The following is a 19,485-nucleotide window of genomic DNA, read 5'->3' on the forward strand; positions in this document are numbered from 1 at the left end:
CAGAGGTTTGCTGATTGTTCTGGATCTAGACTGGGTCGCTCACCAGCAATATCCCAGACTCATATAACGATGATGACGGGGTACTTTGAGCTCATAGGTTGAGTCCTACCGGAGGACTGTTCCAGGTCAAGCCTGGCCCTACCCGTGCCTCGGTGAGACTGATAGCGATTGTTAGATTCAATCCTCGAGAGTCACCGGCGATGGCAAGCTGACCGTCCGTCGTACTATTCCTGAATTCACCTCAACACCAGCCTCTCGTACGTTTCGAACGGTCATGAGCGTTCCCAACTGCAGGAGCTTCCCCCCATGAGCGACTACCCTACTCCCCCGTTTCCTTCTCAGCCGCAAAGCGTGCCAGGCTCACAACGCAAGATGGAGCCGTATCCAGACTGCGGTGAGCAGACCTACATCGGCAACAATCGGCTCGAAGGCAAAATCGCCCTGATCACCGGCGCCGACAGCGGCATCGGGCGCGCGGTGGCTATTGCCTACGCCCGCGAGGGCGCCGATGTTGCCATTGCCTACTTGAATGAACACGAAGATGCTCAGGAAACAGCGCGCTGGGTCGAGGCCGCTGGACGCCAGTGCCTGCTGCTGCCTGGCGACCTGGCACACAAACAGCACTGCTACGACGTTGTCGACAAGACCGTGGCGCAGTTCGGTCGCATCGATATCCTGGTGAACAACGCCGCGTTCCAGATGGCCCATGAAAGCCTGGCCGAAATTGACGACGATGAATGGGTGAAGACCTTCGATACCAACATCACCGCCATTTTCCGGATTTGCCAACGCGCGTTGCCTTCGATGCCAAAAGGCGGTTCGATCATCAACACCAGCTCGGTCAACTCCGACGACCCATCACCCAGCCTGTTGGCGTATGCCGCCACCAAAGGTGCGATTGCAAATTTCACCGCCGGCCTCGCCCAGCTGCTCGGCAAGCAAGCCATACGGGTCAACAGCGTAGCCCCCGGCCCGATCTGGACACCGCTAATACCTGCCACCATGCCGGATGAAGCCGTGAAGAACTTCGGTTCGAGCTACCCAATGGGGCGACCAGGGCAACCGGTGGAGGTCGCGCCTATTTATGTCTTGCTGGGTTCTGATGAGGCCAGCTACATCTCGGGTTCACGCTACGGGATAACCGGCGGCAAACCCATCCTCTGATGAAAGCACTGAGGCCAGCTGTTGCTGGCCTCAGTGCTTCTTCTCCCCTTCATTACGCGCTGCTTTCTGTGCGGTCGAATCATGATCGGTGCCTGATGAGCCGTCCGGTCGATGAGCATCGTTGTCGCGTTCTTCTTCACCCTGGGATTTTGACGGGGCATGGGGCCTATGCCCGGTGTCGGTGTGCTTTTTCATGGCTACCCTACCCTTACCTCTGTCATTCAAATAACACTTCGGAGCCCAGCTCCGTGCTACCTAAATTGATGCTGACGCGGGAAATGAAGTTCAAGTCAAGAACCCAAGCGAACCTACGCTGAACCGGTGAACCATTTACATAGCTGACACGTCCACCACAAAAGAACAACGAGTCGACATCAAAATGGCAAGTGATCCCGTACTGGCCGTGCTTGGATACCTCAAAGACCACCATCTGGTACTTACGACTGCCGAGTCCTGCACAGCAGGCTGCATGGTCGCTCTGCTAGCGGCATTCCCAGGTACAGGCGAGGTGCTCGAAAGCGGCTACGTAGTATATTCCCCCTCCGCCAAGAAGCGTTTGCTAGGTGTAAGCGCGGAGACCATCGAACGATACGGGCTCACTAGCGAACCAGTCGCCTGGGAGATGGCTCTAGGGGCTTTGAAGGACAGCGATGCCAACGTCGTTATTGCAACTACCGGTGTAGCCGGGCCTAGCCCAGCATCTGGGGTTCTACCCGGCACGCTGTGCTTTGCGTGGGCATTTGCCGGGGAACCAATTGCCGTATTTACCCGTACCCAGCGTTTTTTTGGAGAGCGAGCGCAAGTCATGCATGACGGGGCCGTCTACGGACTGACCCGCCTGATCCATTATCACGAGCGCTGGCTTCGTGGGGAGCGCGCCTGAGGATTAGGGCTATGGCGGATGATGAACTGGTGTCGAGACAGCAGCCTGTCCAGGAAGACATGACCATGCAGCAGCGCGTCTGGCGCTTCGAACGCGTGGGTTGGTACCTGTTGGTCGTCATTGTCTTACTTGGATTGGCCGGCGTATTCGGTAATGGCCCACTCAGCAATGCTCAGGTCACGAGCGCTGATGGCCGTCTGCATGTTGAGTATCAACGCCTCAGCCGCAGTGGCACAACTGACAGCTTGCGCATCACTGTACGCGGCAGCGCCCGAGAACCCATCATGGTGCAGCTCGATGGTTCACTACTGCGCGAAGCCAGCATCGAAACCTTACAACCTCAACCCCAAGCCTCGCTCTCACAGGGCAAGGCCATCTTGCTGCAACTGGGAACCAGCGAGAATGGCGTTGCCACGCTCTATCTGACCTTACGCAGCGAGTATGTTGGAACACTGGAATGCGCGGTGCGCGCAGGCCCATCCAGTGCAGTCCACTTCTCTACCTTCCTATTCCCTTAGGAGCGAGTAATGGATTCAATCCTTCGCGCAGCAGGCATGTACATCGCCCTCATGCTGTTGTTTCGCGTTGCAGGCAGACGTTCCTTAGCTGACTTGACGACCTTTGATTTTGTGCTGCTGTTAATCATCGGCGAAGCGACCCAACAGGCTTTGCTGGGCGATGATTTTTCCTTCACCAATGCCATGTTGGTCATCGCGACGCTGATCGTCCTGGATGTCGGACTGTCGCTCGCGAAACTCAATTCCAAGCCTTTGGCGCGACTGCTGGACGGCCACGCTACGCTGGTCGTTGAGCATGGCCGTTTTCTGCACCACCGTATGCACCGAGCGCGACTCACTGAAGACGATATTCTTGAATCTGCGCGCGATAGCCAGGGAATCGAAAAAGTGGAGCAGATCAAATTTGCCATTGTCGAGCGCAACGGCAAGATCTCGATTATTCCCGAGGAGTGACATTCTCTAGGAGCCTCGGGCAGGCTACGGCGCCCCCCTATTTAACTAAGGAGAAGGGCGTGGTGAGGCTCAATTATTGATGTAGGCATCAGACTCCGGTGGGTGGTCAGCCAGTTTCGCACTTTGCTAGTGTCGAAAATCTGCCCCTGCTCCATCATCGCCAAAATCATGGTCTTTTCTTGCTGCGATGCGCGCTGCCCTGGCAATCAGCGGTTACGACTCTGAGCGTTAATGGATCGCTTCACCTGCCATATCGTATGCGGAACCCAGTCCTCCAGAGTGAACTCCAAATCCGAGAGAATCCGGATTACTACAAGCGGATTGACCGTTTGAAGAGGCTCAAGGTTTATGGAAACGGTCTGGAATGGTTTGATGGAAAATTGGGTTGAGCTGCTGGAATGGCCAGCGATGGCGGTCACAGTGCTGGCAGCCTGGTGTATTGGATCGCATCGCCCTGGGCGGCGCAAAGTGGGCTTCTGTTGCTTTATCGCAAGCAACATTTTATGGACGGTCTGGGGATGGCATGCACAAGCGTGGGCATTGATTGTGCTTCAGGTAGTGCTGTGTCTTATGAACCTCAGGGGTTGGAGGAAGAACACAACAGCCGAGCTGCGGTCATGACCAGCTTGAAACAGGTAGTCTAAGGGTCGATCAGATACTCGACGAGCGTCGCGGCGCAGGCTGAAATCCCCTGCGAATGGATCAACTCGAACCCATGCGTGTTTTCAGTTGGAATGGCAATGCAGCCCGCACGCGCGCAGACTCCTGCGCTCATTACAGCACTGGCATCCGAGGCGAAGTCCAACAGTAAAGCTGCCTGGGGCTCGTAACCGGCACGACGGGAAGCCTCGAGCAAGCCATGGATCACCGTCCGGCTGTAATAGCCCTTCTGATCGCCGGCATTGATAATCGGGCCTGCGCATAGCCGCGTGTCGTACTCAGTCAGTACGGGCCCTACTTCAACCGCGATGGTGGTATCCCCCGGTAGCGTGCGGGCTGCATACATTGCACCAGCGTTGGACTCCTCCTCGAGTGTGGTCAACACCACCCAGACATCCTGCTTGAGCAAATGCCGACGCTTGCTGAGCAAGGCAGCGGAATGAATCACGGCGGTGACAGGCGCTCGATCATCAAGGAAATGCGCGGCAATGCAGTCGTTGACGATGAATGGCCTGCGCCAGTGCTGACTCAGCACCACGCGCGACCCTGGTCGAATACCCGCTTCTTCCAAGGCGGCTTTGGTTAGACGAGTAACCACATGAACATCATTCCAGTGAACGTCGCCAGCCAATACGTCCCGGCCTGTGGGGGTGCTGCCACTGTTGTGCATCGAGCCGTAAGAGAGAACGCCCGGAAGTGTCGTTCGGTCGCCCAGCATGTCGACTGGGCAAGCGCCAAAGCAGATCGGCTGAGCTCCACCAAGCGCGACAACCCTAAGCGTCCCGTCAGCCTCGACCGTTTTTACGATCATGGCGATCTCATCCAGGTGCGCCATAACCCTGATTGCCTCGCCAGGATCACTGTCATGCGCAGCCTTGATCAGGCCTATGACGTTCCCCGCCCTGTCGACTTTCAAGTCATCACAGAATGCAGTGAGCTCTCGCAGACAAATCGAACGTACCTCATCTTCCTGCCCACCTGGGCCACGCGCCATCAAGAGCTCTGTCAACAGCGGCTCGACTTCCATGACTACCCTCCAAAGCAAAGTCGTAGCGGTTGACCCTGCTTGCGCCGCCGCTGTTCAAAGTGATCGTGCCCACCTTTCGCTGCATCCGCCAAATGTAAAAAATGATTTCTGATCACGCGGGCGGTCAACTGAGTAAGCGCAACGTATCAGAGGGAGAGCATCATGAAATTCGCGCAATTCTGCCAACGGCTGTCAGACCACGCTGGCAGGCCAAGCACTTTTCTCATCGCCATCGTACTAATCACGATGTGGGCAGCCTCCGGGCCTTGGTTTCATTACAACGATACGTGGCAGCTCATTATCAACACTTCCACCACGATCATCACATTCCTAATGGTTTTCCTAATTCAGAACACTCAAAACCGGGACAACGACATCATCCATCTCAAGCTGGACGAGCTGATCCGGGCGACAAAGTCTGCCGAGCGATCCGTCCTTGACCTCGAAGCACTGGACAACAAGCAGTTGCATGCGCTGCGAAAGGAGTACCGGGCGATGGGCGAGAAATGTGATCAGGAAGTACCTACGGCCGACGCCGATCCCGCTCAAGCCCCCAGCGAAGCCGCTATAAAATGATGTGAAATGTCTTTCAGATAGTGCGAGTGAATTTTCCCGGCGAAAGCGATGTCGGAATGATATCGCGCGTCGCCATGCCATTGCGGCGGTTCAAAGATGGATGGCTTTATTCACGTGCGCTTGGATAAGAGTATCCTGATGATTGAGCCAAAACTCCCCGATATGCCTCCCTCCGTTCTTCTGGTGGAGGATGAACCCGCCCTCCGAGAAATGATCACGATGCTGCTGGAAGATCTAGGCGCAGCCGTGACTGCGCTGGCGACTGCCGATGAAGGCATTGCGATGCTGAGACTGCAACCATGGTCACTGGTGATTACCGATGTCCAGACCCCGGGAGCCTCGACAGGATTGCACCTGGCTTGGATCGCACGTAAGGAACTGCCAGACACCGACGTCATCGTATCCAGCGGCTATCATCCTGAAATGAGTGAGGCACTACCTCAAGGCACCCACTTCCTCCAAAAACCCTGGCCGCTAGAACGTTTCATAGAGTGCGTGAGGCCTTACCTCATGCAGGATGTTGATCAACGTCCTGCTGCGTAATACTGGGCTTGCGAACCAAGGCCTTGGCGATTGTCGCAGTGAGCTCTTCGACCGACCATGGTTTGAATAAGAATTCACTGGATAGACCTTCACCTAAGCTCTCCAACTGGAAACCGGAAGTCAGAATAGTGGGAATGTCGGGCCACTTTTCCCCCACCATCTGCAGGAACTCCACTCCCTTGAGTGTGCCAGGCACACCGTGGTCGGCGATTATCAACGAACAGTTGCCGTGGTTTTCAAGAAGATGGATGAGGGCATCCTCCGCATTACCAAAACCACACGCATGAGCACCGAGCTCAATCAGGATGTCTACGAGCAGCGTTCTGAGTGTTAAATCGTCTTCCACGACCAGCACTGTGTGTCCGCGTAGCGATAGTCCTTCGGCCTCGAGCTTCATGTAACCTCCCGTCCTGAGATCTTCCAGTGTTCCATGCTAATGGCATCGGGTCGATGAAGGCTTATGGCCATCCGCACACAATCATGATGATACGCCGCTCGAAACGCACCTCCGCACTGCGGAAACGCCATAGTGCTCTGGCGTTGGGTCTGTTCACCTTGAGGATAGTATCGGCCGGGCTCGCCCTGGAGGTGGCAGTTGATTGCGTAAAGTTCCAACGCTGGCATGCACTTAGGCTCGCACTGATAGCCTAGGGCGGCGGTCTCAGTCGTGCCCTTCCAAGAGTCCTTACAGCCTCTCGTTATCGAGCAGTGCGGCAGCTTCTCGCATGAAAATCTCCAAAGTTTTAATGCCAATTCCCAAAACTTAAAAGCCAGCGTTGGAATGTGGGCAGGTCAATGAGACCCTGGCGTAAGCTGCTGAGCTGAGCATCCAAATCACTGGACAGCCCCTTCCCCAACGCATGCAGTCGTCTCGCAGTGGACTGGTCATATCTGGCATAACCAGCTTGGCCAAGCCATACGACCAGCTGTTGGTGAGAGCATCGGGCGAGCTTGGCGGGGGTATCCAGGCCATGCCGTTCAACCAAGCTCCGATAGGTCTCCACCGCGACAGTTGAGCGAATCCTTGTACCGATGAGAAAGCTTGCGAGCAGCCACTTGTACAAACCGTGACTGCTCGTTTCGCTGAGCTCAATTCCAAGGTCACTAGCGGTGACTGGGATCACCCCTTTGAACGCCTCGGATCAGCAGAACGCGGGTAGGTGCATTCTTCTTCGATGGTGCCATCCGCCTTGTGGATCTTGTGCTGACCAAACCTCGGAATAATGCCAACATCAGCATCGCAACTCGCCCAGTGCCAAGCAGTAGCGTTATCCATCTTCTCGAAACGGATGATGAATGTCCGATGATCGCCGTGCAGTTCAAGAAGCTCCCATTAGCCCGCCTAGCAGCGGGCTTTCTTTTGCCCGCACCCCTGGCATGACCCCAAACCACACCTTGGTTGGCTAAGCCCCTTCTCGTATCATCAGCCCTCCCTTCCTGGAATGATTGTCGTGAAGCCGTCACCTGTAAGTACCCAGCCCATCCCTGCAGAAGCCAACAGCCCGAAGTGGGATGTCGCTGAAGCTGTCAGCCAGCTGTCCTGGGACGACTTGCGGATCATCAAAACCCTGAGTAACTGTAGCAACCGAGCCGCCACCGCCAAGAAGCTTGGCATCAATGTCTCCACCGTCTCGCGCCGGGTTGCGCAGGTTGAGAAGACACTTGGGGTCGCGCTGTTCGATCATCGCAAGGCGGGGTATCTGTTGACTGCCGAAGGTGCAGAGCTGCGTGCACTGGCCGAGCGCGTTGAACTGGACATCGTCAGTGTCACTCGTAGGGTTTCTCGTGCCGGTCAGGGCCCTTTGGGAAAACTGCGAATCACCACCAGCGACTCGCTGCTGCTGTACTTTCTCACGCCGATCATCGCGGACTTCAAAGCCCTGAATGAGGGCATCACCATTGAAGTGTTGGTTGGTAACCAGACGCTGAGTTTGGCGAGAGACGAATCGGACATCGCGATACGTGCGACGAAAAAACCGGCAGATACCCTCGTGGGGCGCAAGCTAGCCAACATCGCCTGGGCTCCGTATCGAAGCGTCAAGCAAACGGCGATTGCCGACCCCTTCGCTGAGGGTCAGTCGTGGGTGTCCTACTCGGGAGGCCTGTGCGGGTTGAAGGCAACGAGCTACGTCGAATGTCGGGTGCCGCCGGAGCATATTTCTTACCGCACCGATTCTGTGGCGGCAGCCAGCGCCGCTATTGCGGCAGGCCTCGGTTATGGCTTCCTCCCTTGCATGCTCGGCGACATTACCCCAGGATTAGTTCGTGCCGGGCCAGTGGTGCAGGAACTTCAGGATGAGCTGTGGCTGCTTACCCACCAAGACATCAGGAAGTCCTGGCGGGTGAAAGCGTTCATGACGTTCTGCGCGGCTGCCGTGGCCGACCTCAAACCGCTAGTCGAAGGTCAGCAGGCCATTCCGGTTTCCTAGTTGGAACCGGGAGCGCCGGTCATTTTTGCTTGGGCGCCGATCACGGCACGGCACACGATCTCGATCAGCTGTGGACGCTGGGCGAGCCGCGATACACCGATGATATTGCTGGCTGCCTGCGGGCGCTTGGTGCCATAGGCCGTCTTGCGCACCTTGCCGACCACGGCAAAGGCCGCGTCCATGTCCAACACATACAGCGTCTCTTCAACGACGTCCTGCATCGTGGCGCCATACAAGGCCAACAACTTGGCAATGTTGTCGTAGGAAACCCGCATCTGTTCGCCCATCGACGAGAAATCGCTCGGACGACCGTCAGCATCCAGCGGCGCCGGTGCTACCAGATTACCCTCTTCATCATGGTTGAACTGACCCGAGATGAAGATCTCGTTCCCAACTCGCCGCGCTTGCGGATAGCCGTAGCCCTCTTCCCATGAAACGCCCCAGTAGGCGGTGTCGTCGTTGAAAGGTCGTGAAGCGGCCATTGGATTCTCCTTGGCGAAAAATGGATCGACGTGATCCGACTGGCCGAGATCCTAGCACCGGATTGGACGCCATCCATGGTGCATGAATGCGATTCCAAGGGCGCAAAATTGCGCCACCGATTCACTCAGTGTTTCGCTATCTTGTGCTGGCACTCGGCGACGACCCGCCGAGCAAACTCTCGCCACCGTTCAGTAAAAGGGAAGAACAATGAGCAATCCACACACTGAAGTCCTGACCCCGCTCAACAGCCAATTGATCTTCATCGATCAGCAACCGCAAATGGCTTTCGGCGTGCAGAGCATTGATCGGCAAACGCTGAAGAACAACACCGTAGGCCTGGCCAAGGCGGCCAAGATCTTCAATGTGCCCACCATCTTCACCACGGTCGAAACCGAGAGTTTCTCCGGCCATACCTACCCCGAACTGCTCGCGGTATTCCCTGATGCTCCGTTGCTTGAGCGCACGTCCATGAACTCCTGGGATGATCAGAAAGTGCGTGATGCGCTGAAGAAGAACGGTCGAAACAAGATTATCGTTTCGGGCCTGTGGACTGAGGTCTGCAACACCACCTTCGCACTGTCGGCCATGCACGATGCAGGCTATGAGATCTACATGGTTGCCGACGCTTCCGGTGGCACGACCAAGGATGCCCACGACTACGCCATGCAGCGCATGATCCAGGCAGGTGTGGTGCCGGTGACCTGGCAACAGGTGCTGCTGGAATGGCAGCGCGACTGGAAAAACCGCGACACCTACGATGCGGTGATGGAGCTGGTCAAGGAACACTCAGGCGCCTACGGCATGGGCGTCGACTACGCGTACACCATGGTGCACAAAGCGCCAGAGCGCGTTCAGCACGGCCCCACCTTGGCACCCGTGGCCGCGCCGATCTGAGACCTAATCAGCCCCAGGCTTGGTTTCTGATCGACAACCAAGGGCTGGAACGAGCTGATCCGGGCTAAACCATCGAGACGGAATGTTCTGAAGCCATAGAAGAGGCTTCAGCGAACCGCGCTGCCCGGATCAACCACCTTCAGGTTTTTCAGGATGAATTGATCCCCATGAACAGTGCTAACGGTATCGTGATAGCCACCGTCGCGATTCAGTGGACGGGACGGCTCAAACCTTGGCAGGTGACCACTGCCAAGCAAATGATGTTGGATCATCTGGATACAGGTATATCGGTCACTGCACTTGCCGAAGCCTGCGGCTTGTCACGCAGCCATTTCTCGCGAATGTTCAAGGAATCCACGCATGTCTCTCCGCAACAGTGGTTGCGTGAGCAGCGCCTCAGGAAGAGTAAAGAATTGCTAGAGGCATCGACGATGATGCTCGCCGAGATCGCCCTAGAGTGCGGCTTCTACGACCAGCCGCATTTCTGTCGGACGTTTATGAGATCTGTAGGGATGACACCTCAGGCATGGCAGCAGCAGGCCATTTAGCAGGGACAGGTTCGCTATCCACATCCTACTAAGCTAGCGCCGCTAGCGCCTTCCTGGCTATTCCGACTTGCACAGTCGTACTCCGCTTCCGCCCGGGTGGGGTAGTTCAAGGCCAGTCGTGTTTTGCCATGGGTGTCGTAGAGGTCGTACCCCGCACCAAGGGCAGCAGGGACGCCGATTCGGCGAGGGAATTGCTCTCTCTCTTGAGGCATGGCGGGGATTACAATGAAGCGGGCCTGCATGACCATCCCTCTTCTTAGCAGTGCTTTAGTATTAGTCCGACTCTATGAAAGCATCAAGGCAACTCGTAGTGGACTGGGCTTGAAATGTCCCGAGATGATTGAAAACTCCCGTACAGACGAAACGGGCTAGGCTGTCCTGATGGAGATGTAAACAGGAGGCAAGGATGCGACATCGTGGAGCAGTATTTTGGTCTTGGGCCGATCCGAGCCTAAAACACCATTCTCATGAAGAGATACTCGCAGACGGAGCGCGGCTGGATGTCCAAGTGAGGCTTTCCCGCACCGGAGACACTCAGTTGTTCATTGGGATTTATGAGCGCTCTGGCTTGGCGCTGATTGAAGAAGCTTACGCTAAGCGGCCTGGCGAGACGGTTACGCGGGCGATGGTATGGGGCGCTGGCAGAGGACGAGCCTTGGCTGAGATTGGGATGGAGTGCAGTGAAGCAAGCTGCCGTCAAAACGTGAAAGAGGTTGATGCCCATGGCAAATCAGATTGCAGAGCTTGATGCGCACTTGGAGCTTCTTGCTCAGGTAGCCGACGAGCTTGAAAAGCAAGTAGCGCCCTGCCCCACTACTCGACCGATGCTGATCGCGTGGTTGACGGAGTGGATTCGAAGCACTGAAGCGTTGAGCGAAATCAGGCGTGAGCTTCCTCGCCTTCCCCAAGTTTTGAAGTCGGCGTATAGCGAGTGGAATCATCTGGATGGCGGCCAATAGGTCGCCACCACCCTCTTGATCGGAGCTTTACGCTACCTGCCGTTCAGCAGGCTGCTGATTGGTTGCAAAGCATCGAGCACGTCCCACCCCCCATGCCAGGGCCCTAGTCATCGACTCACCTGGGCGCGACAGAAAAGCTTCTTCGTGGAGTGCCATACCCGTCCCGGCATATACACCGATGAACAATTGGGTGTTGCCCGTGTGCGACAGTCGCACCTGAATGTCCATGGTCGTGCCGTCGTCCAGCGTCTCGTCGTGAGACCTGTGGTGGAGCGTTGGGTCTGCCCATTTCCAAAACATATCACCGCGAATCCGCATGCCGACCTCCTACGACTTTAGTCTTATTTGTGGGGTGCACTTACCATAGCGCAGCGAAGCGGCAAGGCAATCACCGGCGAGCAGATAATGGCTTAGCAATATGACGGGATGTGACTAGCTGCAATCTGACGGAGGGCGGTCTCAGCACAGCTCCGGTTGGCCGAGGATTTTGAAGGCCTTCAAAGATTGGTTCTGAGGGCTGACCTGGCCCACTTCTTTACGCGAAGGATTCCCTCGTAAGAACGGAGCCGGGTCAGGTCGAGCACCACCTGCTGTCCACGCTTCCTCATCACTACGTATCGAAGGCCATCCAGATCAAACTCGTGAACCTCTGCGCTCGTGAGCTGCATTTCTCGAATTGCACCCACCTGTGCATAGACGGATATCTGCCGTAGACACAAAGCCTCATCGGCCTGTTGCCTTACCCGCCTTATGAGGTGTCGGTCTTGCTTAGAGCCGGCGTTTCCCTCAGCCGCTAGGCAAGCCGCTGCCAGTACCTCGGCTAGGAGAAGCTCGGCTTGGTCTCTATTCTGTCTTGACATGGCATTTCCTTACGTTCTCCTAAGCCTCCCGGCTCCGCATCACATTGAGTCTTGTCCGGGGCTTAAGATTTCATTCCGATTCTGCGTTTCATCTCCAGCGTGATCAGCTGTGAAACGTTGTCCATACCTCCCAAGGGATCATTATCACCAAGCTCGTCCAGCCGCTCCTGAACATTCTTGATGTTCCACTTGGCCGCCGACTGCAGTTCGACAATTTCGTCCCGGAAGATGGGCACCGACACAGGGAGTCCCTCCCTGGCCCGTGCCGAGAAGACGTTGGCGGTGGTGGCCCCTTTGCCGTTGCGCAGATAGTCGATGAAGATTTTGCCGATACGATTCTTCGGGCCTAGCACGGCGGAGAACCGATCCGGGATCAGCTTGGCGATGTACTTTACGATGGCTTGGCTGAAATCCTTCACTTCTTCCCACGAAGCTTTAGGCGTGAGCGGCACCATGATGTGGATGCCCTTGCCGCCACTGGTTTTGAGAAACGACTGCAGACCCAACTCATCGAGCACTACCAAGGTCAGCTGGGTGGCTTCGACCATGGCCTTCCAAGGCAGCGCGGGATCAGGGTCAAGATCCAACACGAAGCGATCTGGCTGCTCGATGTGGTCGGTCGTGCCATTCCAAGAGTGCAGTTCGATGGTGCTCATCTGCACGGCACCGACCAGGGCCTCGACGCTGTTGATGACCATACCTGCTTTGCCTGCTTCGGCCTTCGGCACCGTAGTGATGTTCGGGATGGCGAGGCGGTCAGCGTTCTTCTGGAAAAACAGCTCACCGGAAATTCCCTCGGGCGCCCTGACCAGAGCAATAGGCCGGTCTTTCAGGTGAGGAAGAAGCCAGGGTGAGACCTGCGCGTAGTATTCGGCGAGGTCTCGTTTGGTGAGGCCGCTACTGGGATCGATCACACGCTCAGGGTGAGTGATCCGCACCTTGGTGGCCGAGGGCTTGTCTTCCGACTTCGCCTGGGCTGACTTTCGATCCTTGGGCGCAGGCGCCGGCTGCTCCTCTGTGATGTCCCGGACGGGCTTGTCCGTCCGGATACCTTGGAACACCGCGTGCCTTACCACACCGTCCGAGGTGATCTCAGCGAAGGTGACCTCGGCCAACAGCGTAGGTTGCAACCAGTGAATGCCTTTGCCGTCGACACCTTTCGGTGGGTTCATCACCGGCACCTGTTTCTGCTCCAGCGGCAGTAGCGTTTCGAGGATGGTGGCGAGGGTCGACTCGGTAAAACCAGTGCCGACCTTGCCGGCGTATCGCAGCTTTCCGCTATCTTCGTCAGTGAGAGCCAAGACGAGAGCCCCAAAGCCGCTTCTCGCGCCTTTCGGGTCGGTGTAGCCGACGATGACGAACTCCTGGCGATGCTTGCACTTGAGCTTGATCCACGTGTCACTGCGCTGGGATACGTAAGGACTGCCCAAGCGTTTGCCGATGAGTCCCTCCATACGCATCTGGCAGGCGCTGTTCATCAAGGCGTCCACGTCTTCGGTGAAGTCTTCGGAGAACCTCAGCAGCGGGTCGGTCGAGTCAGCGAGAAGCTGCTTGAGCAGTCCACGGCGGCTCTCAACCGACACCTGCCGAAGATCGGCGCCATTGAGATACGGCAAGTCGAAGAGGTAGTAGACGATGCCCTGGCTCTTACCGGCGTCGAATGCATTCTGTAGCAACTGGAAATTCGGCACGCCGTTTTCATCCGGTATGACGATCTCGCCGTCCAGCCAGGCCGTTACAAGCCCGAGCGAGGCGATTGCCGCCGCCTGCTTGGGCAACTTCGCAGTCCAGTCGTGACCATTGCGGGTGAACAGCCGGACGTCATCTCCATCGACGCGGCACAGCATGCGGTAACCATCGAACTTGATTTCGTAGCGCCACTCCTCGCTTCGAGGGCTGGAGTCAACCAGGGTCGCTAGCTGCGGAGAGAGCTTCTCAGGCAGTGCTGCAGCCACAGCGCCTTCTGTGCTCGGCCCGCTGACGGTTGTGGGAGGGTTCGACTTGGATGACGTTGCTTTCGCCCGACCGCGCCTCTTAGGGATGATGGTGCGGTCGCTGAGCACGCTGTTAGGCATCTCGACCACAATGTCGAAATCAGCAAGCGGCTTGGCGACCTTATCCTGATGCTTGATCAGAAACCATTGTTCCTGCTTACCCTCGATGCTCGTCCGGACAAGGTTCCATAGGCCAGAGAGCTTCTCACCCTGCAGCTCAAACTTCATGCGACCTTTCTTGTAGGCCTCAGCGGGGTCACCCTGAGGCAGCCATATTCCACGATCCCAGACGATGACATCTCCGGCACCGTAGTGCCCTTCCGGAATCGTGCCTTCGAAGGAGGCGTAATCTAGCGGGTGATCTTCGACATGCACTGAAAGCCGCTTCACCTTCGGATCCAGGCATGGGCCCTTGGGTATTGCCCAGCTTTTCAGCGTGCCATCAAGCTCCAGGCGGAAGTCGTAGTGCAGTCGAGTGGCATCGTGCTTTTGAACGCAAAACTGCAAGGCATGAGCAGCTGCGCGCTTCGAACGTTTAGTGGATTTCCCCGCACCCGATGGTTCAGGTGAGGCGTTGAAATCACGCATGCGGTTGTACTTTACCAAGCCTGGGACGCTCGAATCTTCCTCTTCCACGTCGCTCTTGCCGATAAGCGCCTGAACCAGCTCCTCGAGGGAAACGCCTCGCTTGTTGGCTTCAGCCGTGAGGATTTGGACAACCATGGTGTCGCGTAGCGCCGACAGCGGCTCGCCAGCCTCCAGCGCTTCCGCTTCACTCAAGGCTTGGACTTGGGCAAGCACGTCCGGGTGATCCGCCGCAAAGATCATCAATGCCAGGGCCGTGTCGTCCATATCCCGAATCCCCTCTGAGACCGTGTCCAAATTAGAGGAGGCAGAAAGGACTTCAGTTCAGCGCGCGCGCCGAATGGCCAGGGCCTGAACCAGTTCTATTGGGATGCTAAGAGTTGACTCGCCACTGTCCGGGAATCAGCTTCCTTAGCGCAACCCGTCGGGCAAAGCGAAACTCAGGTGAGCGAACTAGCCGCTTTCACCCCTCGGGGTTGAACACAGACTTTCCTGTGTGCCACATGAGGTGAAAGATCATGGCTAACAATCAAGGTAATCGCGGCAATCAAGGCGGCACTGCTGAGAACAACCGAGGCAACTTCGCCAATGACCGCGAAAAAGCGTCTGAAGCAGGCCGTAAAGGTGGCCAAGCGTCGGGCGGGAATTTCGCCAACGACCGCGAGCGCGCTTCTGAGGCGGGTCGCAATGGCGGGCAAAACACCCACGGTGGTGGCCGCAATAGCGAAAACCGCTAAGCGGGTATGAGCTATGCCTGGGTGTTCTTCACCCTGGCAACTTTGCGGCCCCGTAGACTTACGTCAGGAAGCGAGAAGAATTGGCAGGAGCGGCTTGCTTCGAATCTGGCAACGTCTCCCCAACAAGATCAATGTGCCAGATAATGCGGCAGTACACAGGCTCAAAGCGAAGCCTTGGTCTGGATTAGCGAGCTGCCCAGTCGCGGCCATGGCTATCAGCCCCACAGCTACAAAGAGACCGCTACAACCCAGCCCGGTAAAAAGCCATCCGACTACACGCATTACTTTTCTCCCAAAACAGCTTCACGCTTGAAGATTTCCAATGTCTTCGGCCCTATGCCCTTGAAGCTGAGCAACCAGGCGTCAAACTCAGCTGGTTTCATTGACCCGCTCTCTAGAGCATTCGTTCGAGATTCAAGTTCGGCAGCCAGGCCTACACCTAGCTCGTGCAATCGCGAGGCAGTGGATTCGTCGTAACGCGCATATCCTGCCTGGCCCAAAAACCTGACGAGATCCCGATGGGAGCAGCCAGCCAATTTTTCAGGCGTATCCAACCCATGCCGATCAACTAGATTCCGGTACGCCGCCACTGCGACCGAGGATCGAATCCTCTTCCCAATCAAAAAGCTCGCGAGCAGCCACTTGTACAACCCGTGGCCACTCGGATCACTGAATTCAATCCCAAGGTCAGCAGCCGTGGTTGGAATCACCCCTTTGTACGCCTCGGATCAGCAGAGCGTGGGTACGTGCGCTCTTCCTCGATGCTGCCATCGGCCTTGTGGATCTTCACCGAGGCTGTTTTGCCCTCAAAGAAATCGGATAGCGAACCCACCAACTCCTGCTTCGTGGCAGCTCGCTTGGATGCTCGTTCCGCACCGGCTTTCTTCAGCTCCCAGCCGTCCGCAGTTGGGCTCAGGTGGTAGTTGTCCATGGCGCTGTTCCTTTAAATCGACTCTGCGTCGTCCTGGATGTCTTCCTCAGCCTCTGCTGCGTCCGTGGCGTCGGCATCGTTCAGGGGCGGCGAGGTGGGCTTTTCCGGATCGTTGATGTAGGGCACGCCGCTGGGGCCTTGCTCTTCAAGTCCTTCGGTTTTCGGTTGCATGATTATTCCTCCGTTCGTTCTACCTTTGAAAATCATCCAGATTCAAACGTTCAAAGGATTGAGCGGAATGTAGCAATTAGCTGGTGCAAACTTCAGTGCAAGGGTCGAAAAGCTTGATGCCTAAGGCACCTGCAAGAAGCTGCCACCCTCCTCCCTCAAGAGATCAACCAAGGCGGCGGCGGCAGGTGGTAAGTACCCTTCTGCTCTAATCGACACTGCAACGGTTCGGCTCATGGTGGTTTCAATCAGTGGAACCTCACGAAGCCGAGACATGCCTTGGCCAAACTCAAGCGTTTCCCGGGCAAGAAAGCTCAGGAGTCGAGTCCGAGCGATCAGGCGAGGGAGCAAAGAAATCGAATTGGTTTCGATCTGGACATTAGGAGGTGGCAGCTGCCTTGATATGAACACGTTGTCGATCCAGCGTCTGGCCGTCACCGTTGGCCCAGGGAGCACCCATTGGTATCGGCACAACTGCTGAAGGTCGAACGAGGCTGAGAAAATGGGGTGGTCTACGCTCGCGACTACTACAGCTTCATCCTCAAGCACTGGATAAATTTTGAAGTCAGGATCTCTCGTGATTAGGGGACAAATGATGGCATCGAGACGTCCTGCCCTAAGCGCCTCCCGCAGAACATCATCCTGACCAATTGAGAGCTTCAGCGTCAGTTTCGGTGCCCTAGCCAAGAGTGCTTCGGTCAGTTGGGGGAGCAGGTACTCGGCCATGCTCGCAGCGCAACCCAGCCGGATGTTACCAACCAGGCCATTCGCATAGTCCCTAACCTCTCTTTCGGTCTCAGCAATGTGGATGCGCAGGTGCTTACCCCTGGCAAGCAGTAGCTCGCCCACATCAGTCAGCTTGATTCTTCTGCCATCTCGCTGAAAGAGCCGCGCACCGAGTGATTCCTCCAGTCGCTGAATACTTTTGCTCAACGCCGGCTGAGAGCGACCGAGCTTTTCTGCAGCCCGACCGAGATGCCCTAGCTCCGCGATGGTTTCAAAATATGCAAGGTCACGAAAGTCCATGATTCATGAATTTCAGTTATTGGTTTATCGAAAGTAGAAAATAGACTTGATCATTCCAGGCGTCGATAATTTTCCAATCATCGGGGCTACCACCGATGGCGCCATCGCCAGGAGATCCACTTCGTTGCTCAACCCTCACACCCCCAAGAAACGTTGCCCACAAGTATTGAAGTGGTGCGCGCTCATCGGTATCGCCGGTGCAGTAGGACAAGGTCTTCACGCCGTTGCAGTGCCGGCAGGCCTCTTCCTTGGGCCGATGCTTGTCGCTATAGCGTTCGGCGTGTGTGGCGCGCAGATGCATTTGCACCGTCAGATGTTCCGATTTGGCCAGGGCTGCGTGGGACTGCTAGTAGCTCACTCAGTCACCTTGTCGGTTCTGGTATCGCTTGTTCAGTCATGGCACATCATGCTCTTCGCAACGCTTATCACGGTATTGCTGAGCGCTGCAGTAGGCCTAGGAGCCGTCCGATACGGAGGAATTCCTGGCAGTACCGCCGCGTGGGGTACGGCGCCTGGTGCTGCTTCTGCGATGGTTTCCATGGCCGAGGAATACGGTGCAGACTCTCGAGTGGTGGCGACTATGCAGTACGTTAGAGTGGTCTGTGTCGTGATGGTCGGTTCGCTGGTCAGCCACTTGCTTGGTGCCACCCCTATTGCACATGAAGTCACTCAGTCACTTGACCCTATTCAAAGAGCCGACCTTTTAAACATCTCACTGAGCCTGGCGGTGATCCTGTTTGGAGTCGCTGCTGGATCGAAAATGCCCGCTGGAGCGCTGCTGATGCCACTTTTGGTAGGAGGCGCATTGCAGTTGAGCGGGGTGCTGGATATCACTATGCCTCCCTGGCTGCTTGCAACAGCTTACGGCGCCATCGGGTGCTACATCGGGCTGCGCTTTGACCGAAATACTGTTCGTTACGTCTTTAAGCACTTGCCCGCGATGATCATCGGAGCTTTGATCTTGATCACACTCTGTGCCGGCTGCGCTTGGCTCCTGGCCTATGCTACCGGCACTGATTTTCTTTCCATGTACCTCGCGACCAGCCCAGGTGGGCTCGATGCAATGGCCATCATCGCGGTTGAGACGCATGCCGATGTCGGCATGGTGCTAGCTATGCAAACGCTGCGTCTTTTCGGAGTGATTCTCACCGGGGCTTTCTTTGCCAGGCAGATTATCCGCCTGACGCAGAGTTGATCTGATCCAGCCTTACTTGCGTTCGTTCTGTTCCAATGCGCAGAGCAACCCTCGATTACTGCCACCGAGCAGATTTGTCGCCTGGGCAGCTCGCTTGAGCAACTGAAGCCTGGCCGCTTGGAGCTGATCCTTGTTGAAGCGTTCCGAGGGGCCTGACAGGGTCAAGGCGCCCTTGAACTCATTCGCCACTCCGAAAACTGGAGCGGAAATGGATGACGTATCTGGATCTCGCTCACCGAACGACGTCGCCCAGAATTGCTCCCGTATATCAGCTAAAGCTCGATCAGCTGGTGGGCCAAACGCCCGAAGGATCTTTCCAGAAGCCCCGGCATGCAATGGGAAGCGATCCCCCTCATGGATGCTGAAGCGTACCGCGCGTTTGGGCTCAACCCGGAAGAGCACGACCCGAATATCGTTCTCGATGACATAGAACGAAGAGGTCTCCCCACTTTCTTCAGTTAGGGCCTCAAGCACCGGGTAAATCGTATCGCGCAGACGGAAGGATGCCTGATAGATCTGGGCCAAGCGCAAGGGTTCGTGACCCACGGTGTACTGCCCATCAGCCAGACGCCGAATGAAACCCGCCCTTTCCAAAGAGCTCATCAGGCGCAGGATGGTGCTTTTGTACAGACCTGTCCGCCTCGCGATCTCAGCCAAAGGAAGACTGCTTCGGTCAGGATCAAAAGCTCCCAGGATAGCGAAGGCTCTATCGACCGCCGCCACCCCTCCTTCGGCTGGGCTCTTGGAAGTATCGGGGATCACTGTCTCTTCTTTTGGCGACATCAGACATTCTTCTCGGCTGAAAAAAGCGGCCCCTTAGAGGGGCCGTCTAAATGATTGATACCTTACCTG

At 56.4% G+C, this 19,485-nt stretch carries 26 protein-coding genes and 2 pseudogenes; 14 read left to right on the forward strand and 14 right to left on the reverse strand.

Annotated features, from left to right (window positions below; all coding sequences use genetic code 11):
• Nucleotides 1–306: 306 nt before the first annotated feature.
• Nucleotides 307–1,164 carry a glucose 1-dehydrogenase gene (locus AC5O5I_RS17385; protein WP_070383763.1) on the forward strand — a complete coding sequence of 286 codons (858 nt, stop codon included), beginning with the start codon at nucleotides 307–309 and terminating at the stop codon, nucleotides 1,162–1,164.
• Between the two features lie 30 nt (nucleotides 1,165–1,194).
• Here the strand turns inward: AC5O5I_RS17385 and AC5O5I_RS17390 are convergent, their stop codons facing one another.
• On the reverse strand, nucleotides 1,195–1,359 hold the full coding sequence (locus AC5O5I_RS17390; protein ID WP_172830921.1) for a hypothetical protein: 165 nt from the start codon (nucleotides 1,357–1,359) through the stop codon (nucleotides 1,195–1,197).
• 184 nt (nucleotides 1,360–1,543) lie between these two features.
• On the opposite strand from AC5O5I_RS17390, the gene AC5O5I_RS17395 reads away from it, so the two are divergent.
• From AC5O5I_RS17395 to AC5O5I_RS17410, 4 genes are all read left to right on the forward strand, one after another.
• Nucleotides 1,544–2,047, forward strand: a complete 504-nt coding sequence (locus AC5O5I_RS17395; protein WP_070383762.1) for a CinA family protein — start codon at nucleotides 1,544–1,546, stop codon at nucleotides 2,045–2,047.
• Between the two features lie 11 nt (nucleotides 2,048–2,058).
• Complete coding sequence (locus AC5O5I_RS17400) at nucleotides 2,059–2,565, forward strand: hypothetical protein (RefSeq protein WP_070383761.1); 507 nt, start codon at nucleotides 2,059–2,061, stop codon at nucleotides 2,563–2,565.
• A 9-nt stretch (nucleotides 2,566–2,574) separates the two neighbouring features.
• The gene (locus AC5O5I_RS17405; RefSeq protein ID WP_070383760.1) at nucleotides 2,575–3,018 is read left to right on the forward strand and encodes a DUF421 domain-containing protein; all 444 of its coding nucleotides are present in this window, start codon (nucleotides 2,575–2,577) and stop codon (nucleotides 3,016–3,018) included.
• Nucleotides 3,019–3,390: 372 nt separating this feature from the next.
• On the forward strand, nucleotides 3,391–3,639 hold the full coding sequence (locus AC5O5I_RS17410; RefSeq protein ID WP_081343593.1) for a hypothetical protein: 249 nt from the start codon (nucleotides 3,391–3,393) through the stop codon (nucleotides 3,637–3,639).
• Between the two features lie 19 nt (nucleotides 3,640–3,658).
• Here the strand turns inward: AC5O5I_RS17410 and AC5O5I_RS17415 are convergent, their stop codons facing one another.
• Nucleotides 3,659–4,705, reverse strand: a complete 1,047-nt coding sequence (locus AC5O5I_RS17415) for a zinc-binding metallopeptidase family protein (RefSeq protein WP_070383759.1) — start codon at nucleotides 4,703–4,705, stop codon at nucleotides 3,659–3,661.
• Between the two features lie 162 nt (nucleotides 4,706–4,867).
• On the opposite strand from AC5O5I_RS17415, the gene AC5O5I_RS17420 reads away from it, so the two are divergent.
• A complete protein-coding gene (locus AC5O5I_RS17420) occupies nucleotides 4,868–5,281 on the forward strand; it encodes a low affinity iron permease family protein (protein WP_070383758.1) in 414 nt (137 codons plus the stop codon).
• 96 nt (nucleotides 5,282–5,377) lie between these two features.
• Nucleotides 5,378–5,824 carry a response regulator gene (locus AC5O5I_RS17425; protein WP_081343592.1) on the forward strand — a complete coding sequence of 149 codons (447 nt, stop codon included), beginning with the start codon at nucleotides 5,378–5,380 and terminating at the stop codon, nucleotides 5,822–5,824.
• Here the strand turns inward: AC5O5I_RS17425 and AC5O5I_RS17430 are convergent.
• Both AC5O5I_RS17430 and AC5O5I_RS17435 read right to left on the reverse strand, forming a co-directional pair.
• Nucleotides 5,790–6,221: a response regulator gene (locus AC5O5I_RS17430; protein ID WP_070383757.1), complete on the reverse strand. Its 432-nt coding sequence runs from the start codon at nucleotides 6,219–6,221 to the stop codon at nucleotides 5,790–5,792. The genes AC5O5I_RS17425 and AC5O5I_RS17430 overlap by 35 nt on opposite strands.
• Before the next feature lie 771 nt (nucleotides 6,222–6,992).
• Nucleotides 6,993–7,142 (reverse strand): annotated as a pseudogene (locus AC5O5I_RS17435) (DUF6555 family protein); the annotation flags it as partial.
• A 124-nt stretch (nucleotides 7,143–7,266) separates the two neighbouring features.
• Here AC5O5I_RS17435 and AC5O5I_RS17440 point away from each other — a divergent pair.
• Nucleotides 7,267–8,253: a LysR family transcriptional regulator gene (locus AC5O5I_RS17440; protein WP_172830920.1), complete on the forward strand. Its 987-nt coding sequence runs from the start codon at nucleotides 7,267–7,269 to the stop codon at nucleotides 8,251–8,253.
• Here the strand turns inward: AC5O5I_RS17440 and AC5O5I_RS17445 are convergent.
• A complete protein-coding gene (locus AC5O5I_RS17445; RefSeq protein ID WP_070383755.1) occupies nucleotides 8,250–8,735 on the reverse strand; it encodes a RidA family protein in 486 nt (161 codons plus the stop codon). The genes AC5O5I_RS17440 and AC5O5I_RS17445 overlap by 4 nt on opposite strands.
• A gap of 208 nt (nucleotides 8,736–8,943) precedes the next feature.
• Between AC5O5I_RS17445 and AC5O5I_RS17450 the strand changes: the two genes are divergently transcribed.
• Both AC5O5I_RS17450 and AC5O5I_RS17455 read left to right on the forward strand, forming a co-directional pair.
• Complete coding sequence (locus AC5O5I_RS17450; protein ID WP_070383754.1) at nucleotides 8,944–9,630, forward strand: hydrolase; 687 nt, start codon at nucleotides 8,944–8,946, stop codon at nucleotides 9,628–9,630.
• Nucleotides 9,631–9,797: 167 nt separating this feature from the next.
• Nucleotides 9,798–10,178, forward strand: a complete 381-nt coding sequence (locus tag AC5O5I_RS17455; protein ID WP_070383753.1) for a helix-turn-helix domain-containing protein — start codon at nucleotides 9,798–9,800, stop codon at nucleotides 10,176–10,178.
• A gap of 14 nt (nucleotides 10,179–10,192) precedes the next feature.
• On the opposite strand, the gene AC5O5I_RS17460 is transcribed toward AC5O5I_RS17455, so the two are convergent.
• Complete coding sequence (locus AC5O5I_RS17460) at nucleotides 10,193–10,426, reverse strand: hypothetical protein (protein ID WP_070383752.1); 234 nt, start codon at nucleotides 10,424–10,426, stop codon at nucleotides 10,193–10,195.
• Nucleotides 10,427–10,584: 158 nt separating this feature from the next.
• Here AC5O5I_RS17460 and AC5O5I_RS17465 point away from each other — a divergent pair, with 158 nt between their 5' ends.
• Both AC5O5I_RS17465 and AC5O5I_RS17470 read left to right on the forward strand, forming a co-directional pair.
• Entirely contained in the window at nucleotides 10,585–10,926 is a 342-nt protein-coding gene (locus AC5O5I_RS17465) for a hypothetical protein (protein ID WP_081343591.1), read from the forward strand.
• On the forward strand, nucleotides 10,901–11,137 hold the full coding sequence (locus AC5O5I_RS17470; protein WP_070384469.1) for a hypothetical protein: 237 nt from the start codon (nucleotides 10,901–10,903) through the stop codon (nucleotides 11,135–11,137). The genes AC5O5I_RS17465 and AC5O5I_RS17470 overlap by 26 nt, the downstream gene beginning before the upstream one ends.
• 27 nt (nucleotides 11,138–11,164) lie before the next feature.
• Here AC5O5I_RS17470 and AC5O5I_RS17475 read toward each other — a convergent pair whose 3' ends face one another.
• The 3 genes from AC5O5I_RS17475 to ligD form a co-directional block, all read right to left on the reverse strand.
• Nucleotides 11,165–11,455 (reverse strand): hypothetical protein, encoded by a 291-nt coding sequence (locus AC5O5I_RS17475; RefSeq protein ID WP_301158920.1) that lies wholly within the window; start codon nucleotides 11,453–11,455, stop codon nucleotides 11,165–11,167.
• A 179-nt stretch (nucleotides 11,456–11,634) separates the two neighbouring features.
• On the reverse strand, nucleotides 11,635–11,997 hold the full coding sequence (locus AC5O5I_RS17480; protein ID WP_070383750.1) for a hypothetical protein: 363 nt from the start codon (nucleotides 11,995–11,997) through the stop codon (nucleotides 11,635–11,637).
• Between the two features lie 62 nt (nucleotides 11,998–12,059).
• Entirely contained in the window at nucleotides 12,060–14,843 is a 2,784-nt protein-coding gene (gene ligD / locus AC5O5I_RS17485; protein ID WP_237141847.1) for a DNA ligase D, read from the reverse strand.
• Between the two features lie 305 nt (nucleotides 14,844–15,148).
• On the opposite strand from ligD, the pseudogene AC5O5I_RS17490 reads away from it, so the two are divergent.
• Nucleotides 15,149–15,313, forward strand: a pseudogene (locus AC5O5I_RS17490) (con-10 family general stress protein); the annotation flags it as partial.
• Nucleotides 15,314–15,594: 281 nt separating this feature from the next.
• Here AC5O5I_RS17490 and AC5O5I_RS17495 read toward each other — a convergent pair.
• The 4 genes from AC5O5I_RS17495 to AC5O5I_RS17510 all read right to left on the reverse strand — a co-directional run bounded on the left by AC5O5I_RS17495 (nucleotide 15,595) and on the right by AC5O5I_RS17510 (nucleotide 17,438).
• A complete protein-coding gene (locus AC5O5I_RS17495) occupies nucleotides 15,595–16,023 on the reverse strand; it encodes an HhH-GDP family DNA glycosylase (protein WP_070383748.1) in 429 nt (142 codons plus the stop codon).
• A complete protein-coding gene (locus tag AC5O5I_RS17500; RefSeq protein ID WP_070383747.1) occupies nucleotides 16,020–16,244 on the reverse strand; it encodes a DUF2188 domain-containing protein in 225 nt (74 codons plus the stop codon). The genes AC5O5I_RS17495 and AC5O5I_RS17500 overlap by 4 nt, the downstream gene beginning before the upstream one ends.
• Nucleotides 16,245–16,256: 12 nt before the next feature.
• Nucleotides 16,257–16,415, reverse strand: coding sequence for a hypothetical protein (locus AC5O5I_RS17505; protein ID WP_172830919.1), 159 nt, complete (start codon nucleotides 16,413–16,415; stop codon nucleotides 16,257–16,259).
• Between the two features lie 120 nt (nucleotides 16,416–16,535).
• Complete coding sequence (locus AC5O5I_RS17510) at nucleotides 16,536–17,438, reverse strand: LysR family transcriptional regulator (RefSeq protein WP_070383746.1); 903 nt, start codon at nucleotides 17,436–17,438, stop codon at nucleotides 16,536–16,538.
• Between the two features lie 124 nt (nucleotides 17,439–17,562).
• On the opposite strand from AC5O5I_RS17510, the gene AC5O5I_RS17515 reads away from it, so the two are divergent.
• Nucleotides 17,563–18,633, forward strand: a complete 1,071-nt coding sequence (locus tag AC5O5I_RS17515) for an AbrB family transcriptional regulator (protein WP_081343590.1) — start codon at nucleotides 17,563–17,565, stop codon at nucleotides 18,631–18,633.
• A gap of 12 nt (nucleotides 18,634–18,645) precedes the next feature.
• Here AC5O5I_RS17515 and AC5O5I_RS17520 read toward each other — a convergent pair whose 3' ends face one another.
• Nucleotides 18,646–19,416: an IclR family transcriptional regulator gene (locus AC5O5I_RS17520; RefSeq protein ID WP_070383745.1), complete on the reverse strand. Its 771-nt coding sequence runs from the start codon at nucleotides 19,414–19,416 to the stop codon at nucleotides 18,646–18,648.
• Nucleotides 19,417–19,485: the final 69 nt, after the last annotated feature.

It is taken from the genome of Pseudomonas sp. 9_2_1 (genome assembly GCF_059295275.1).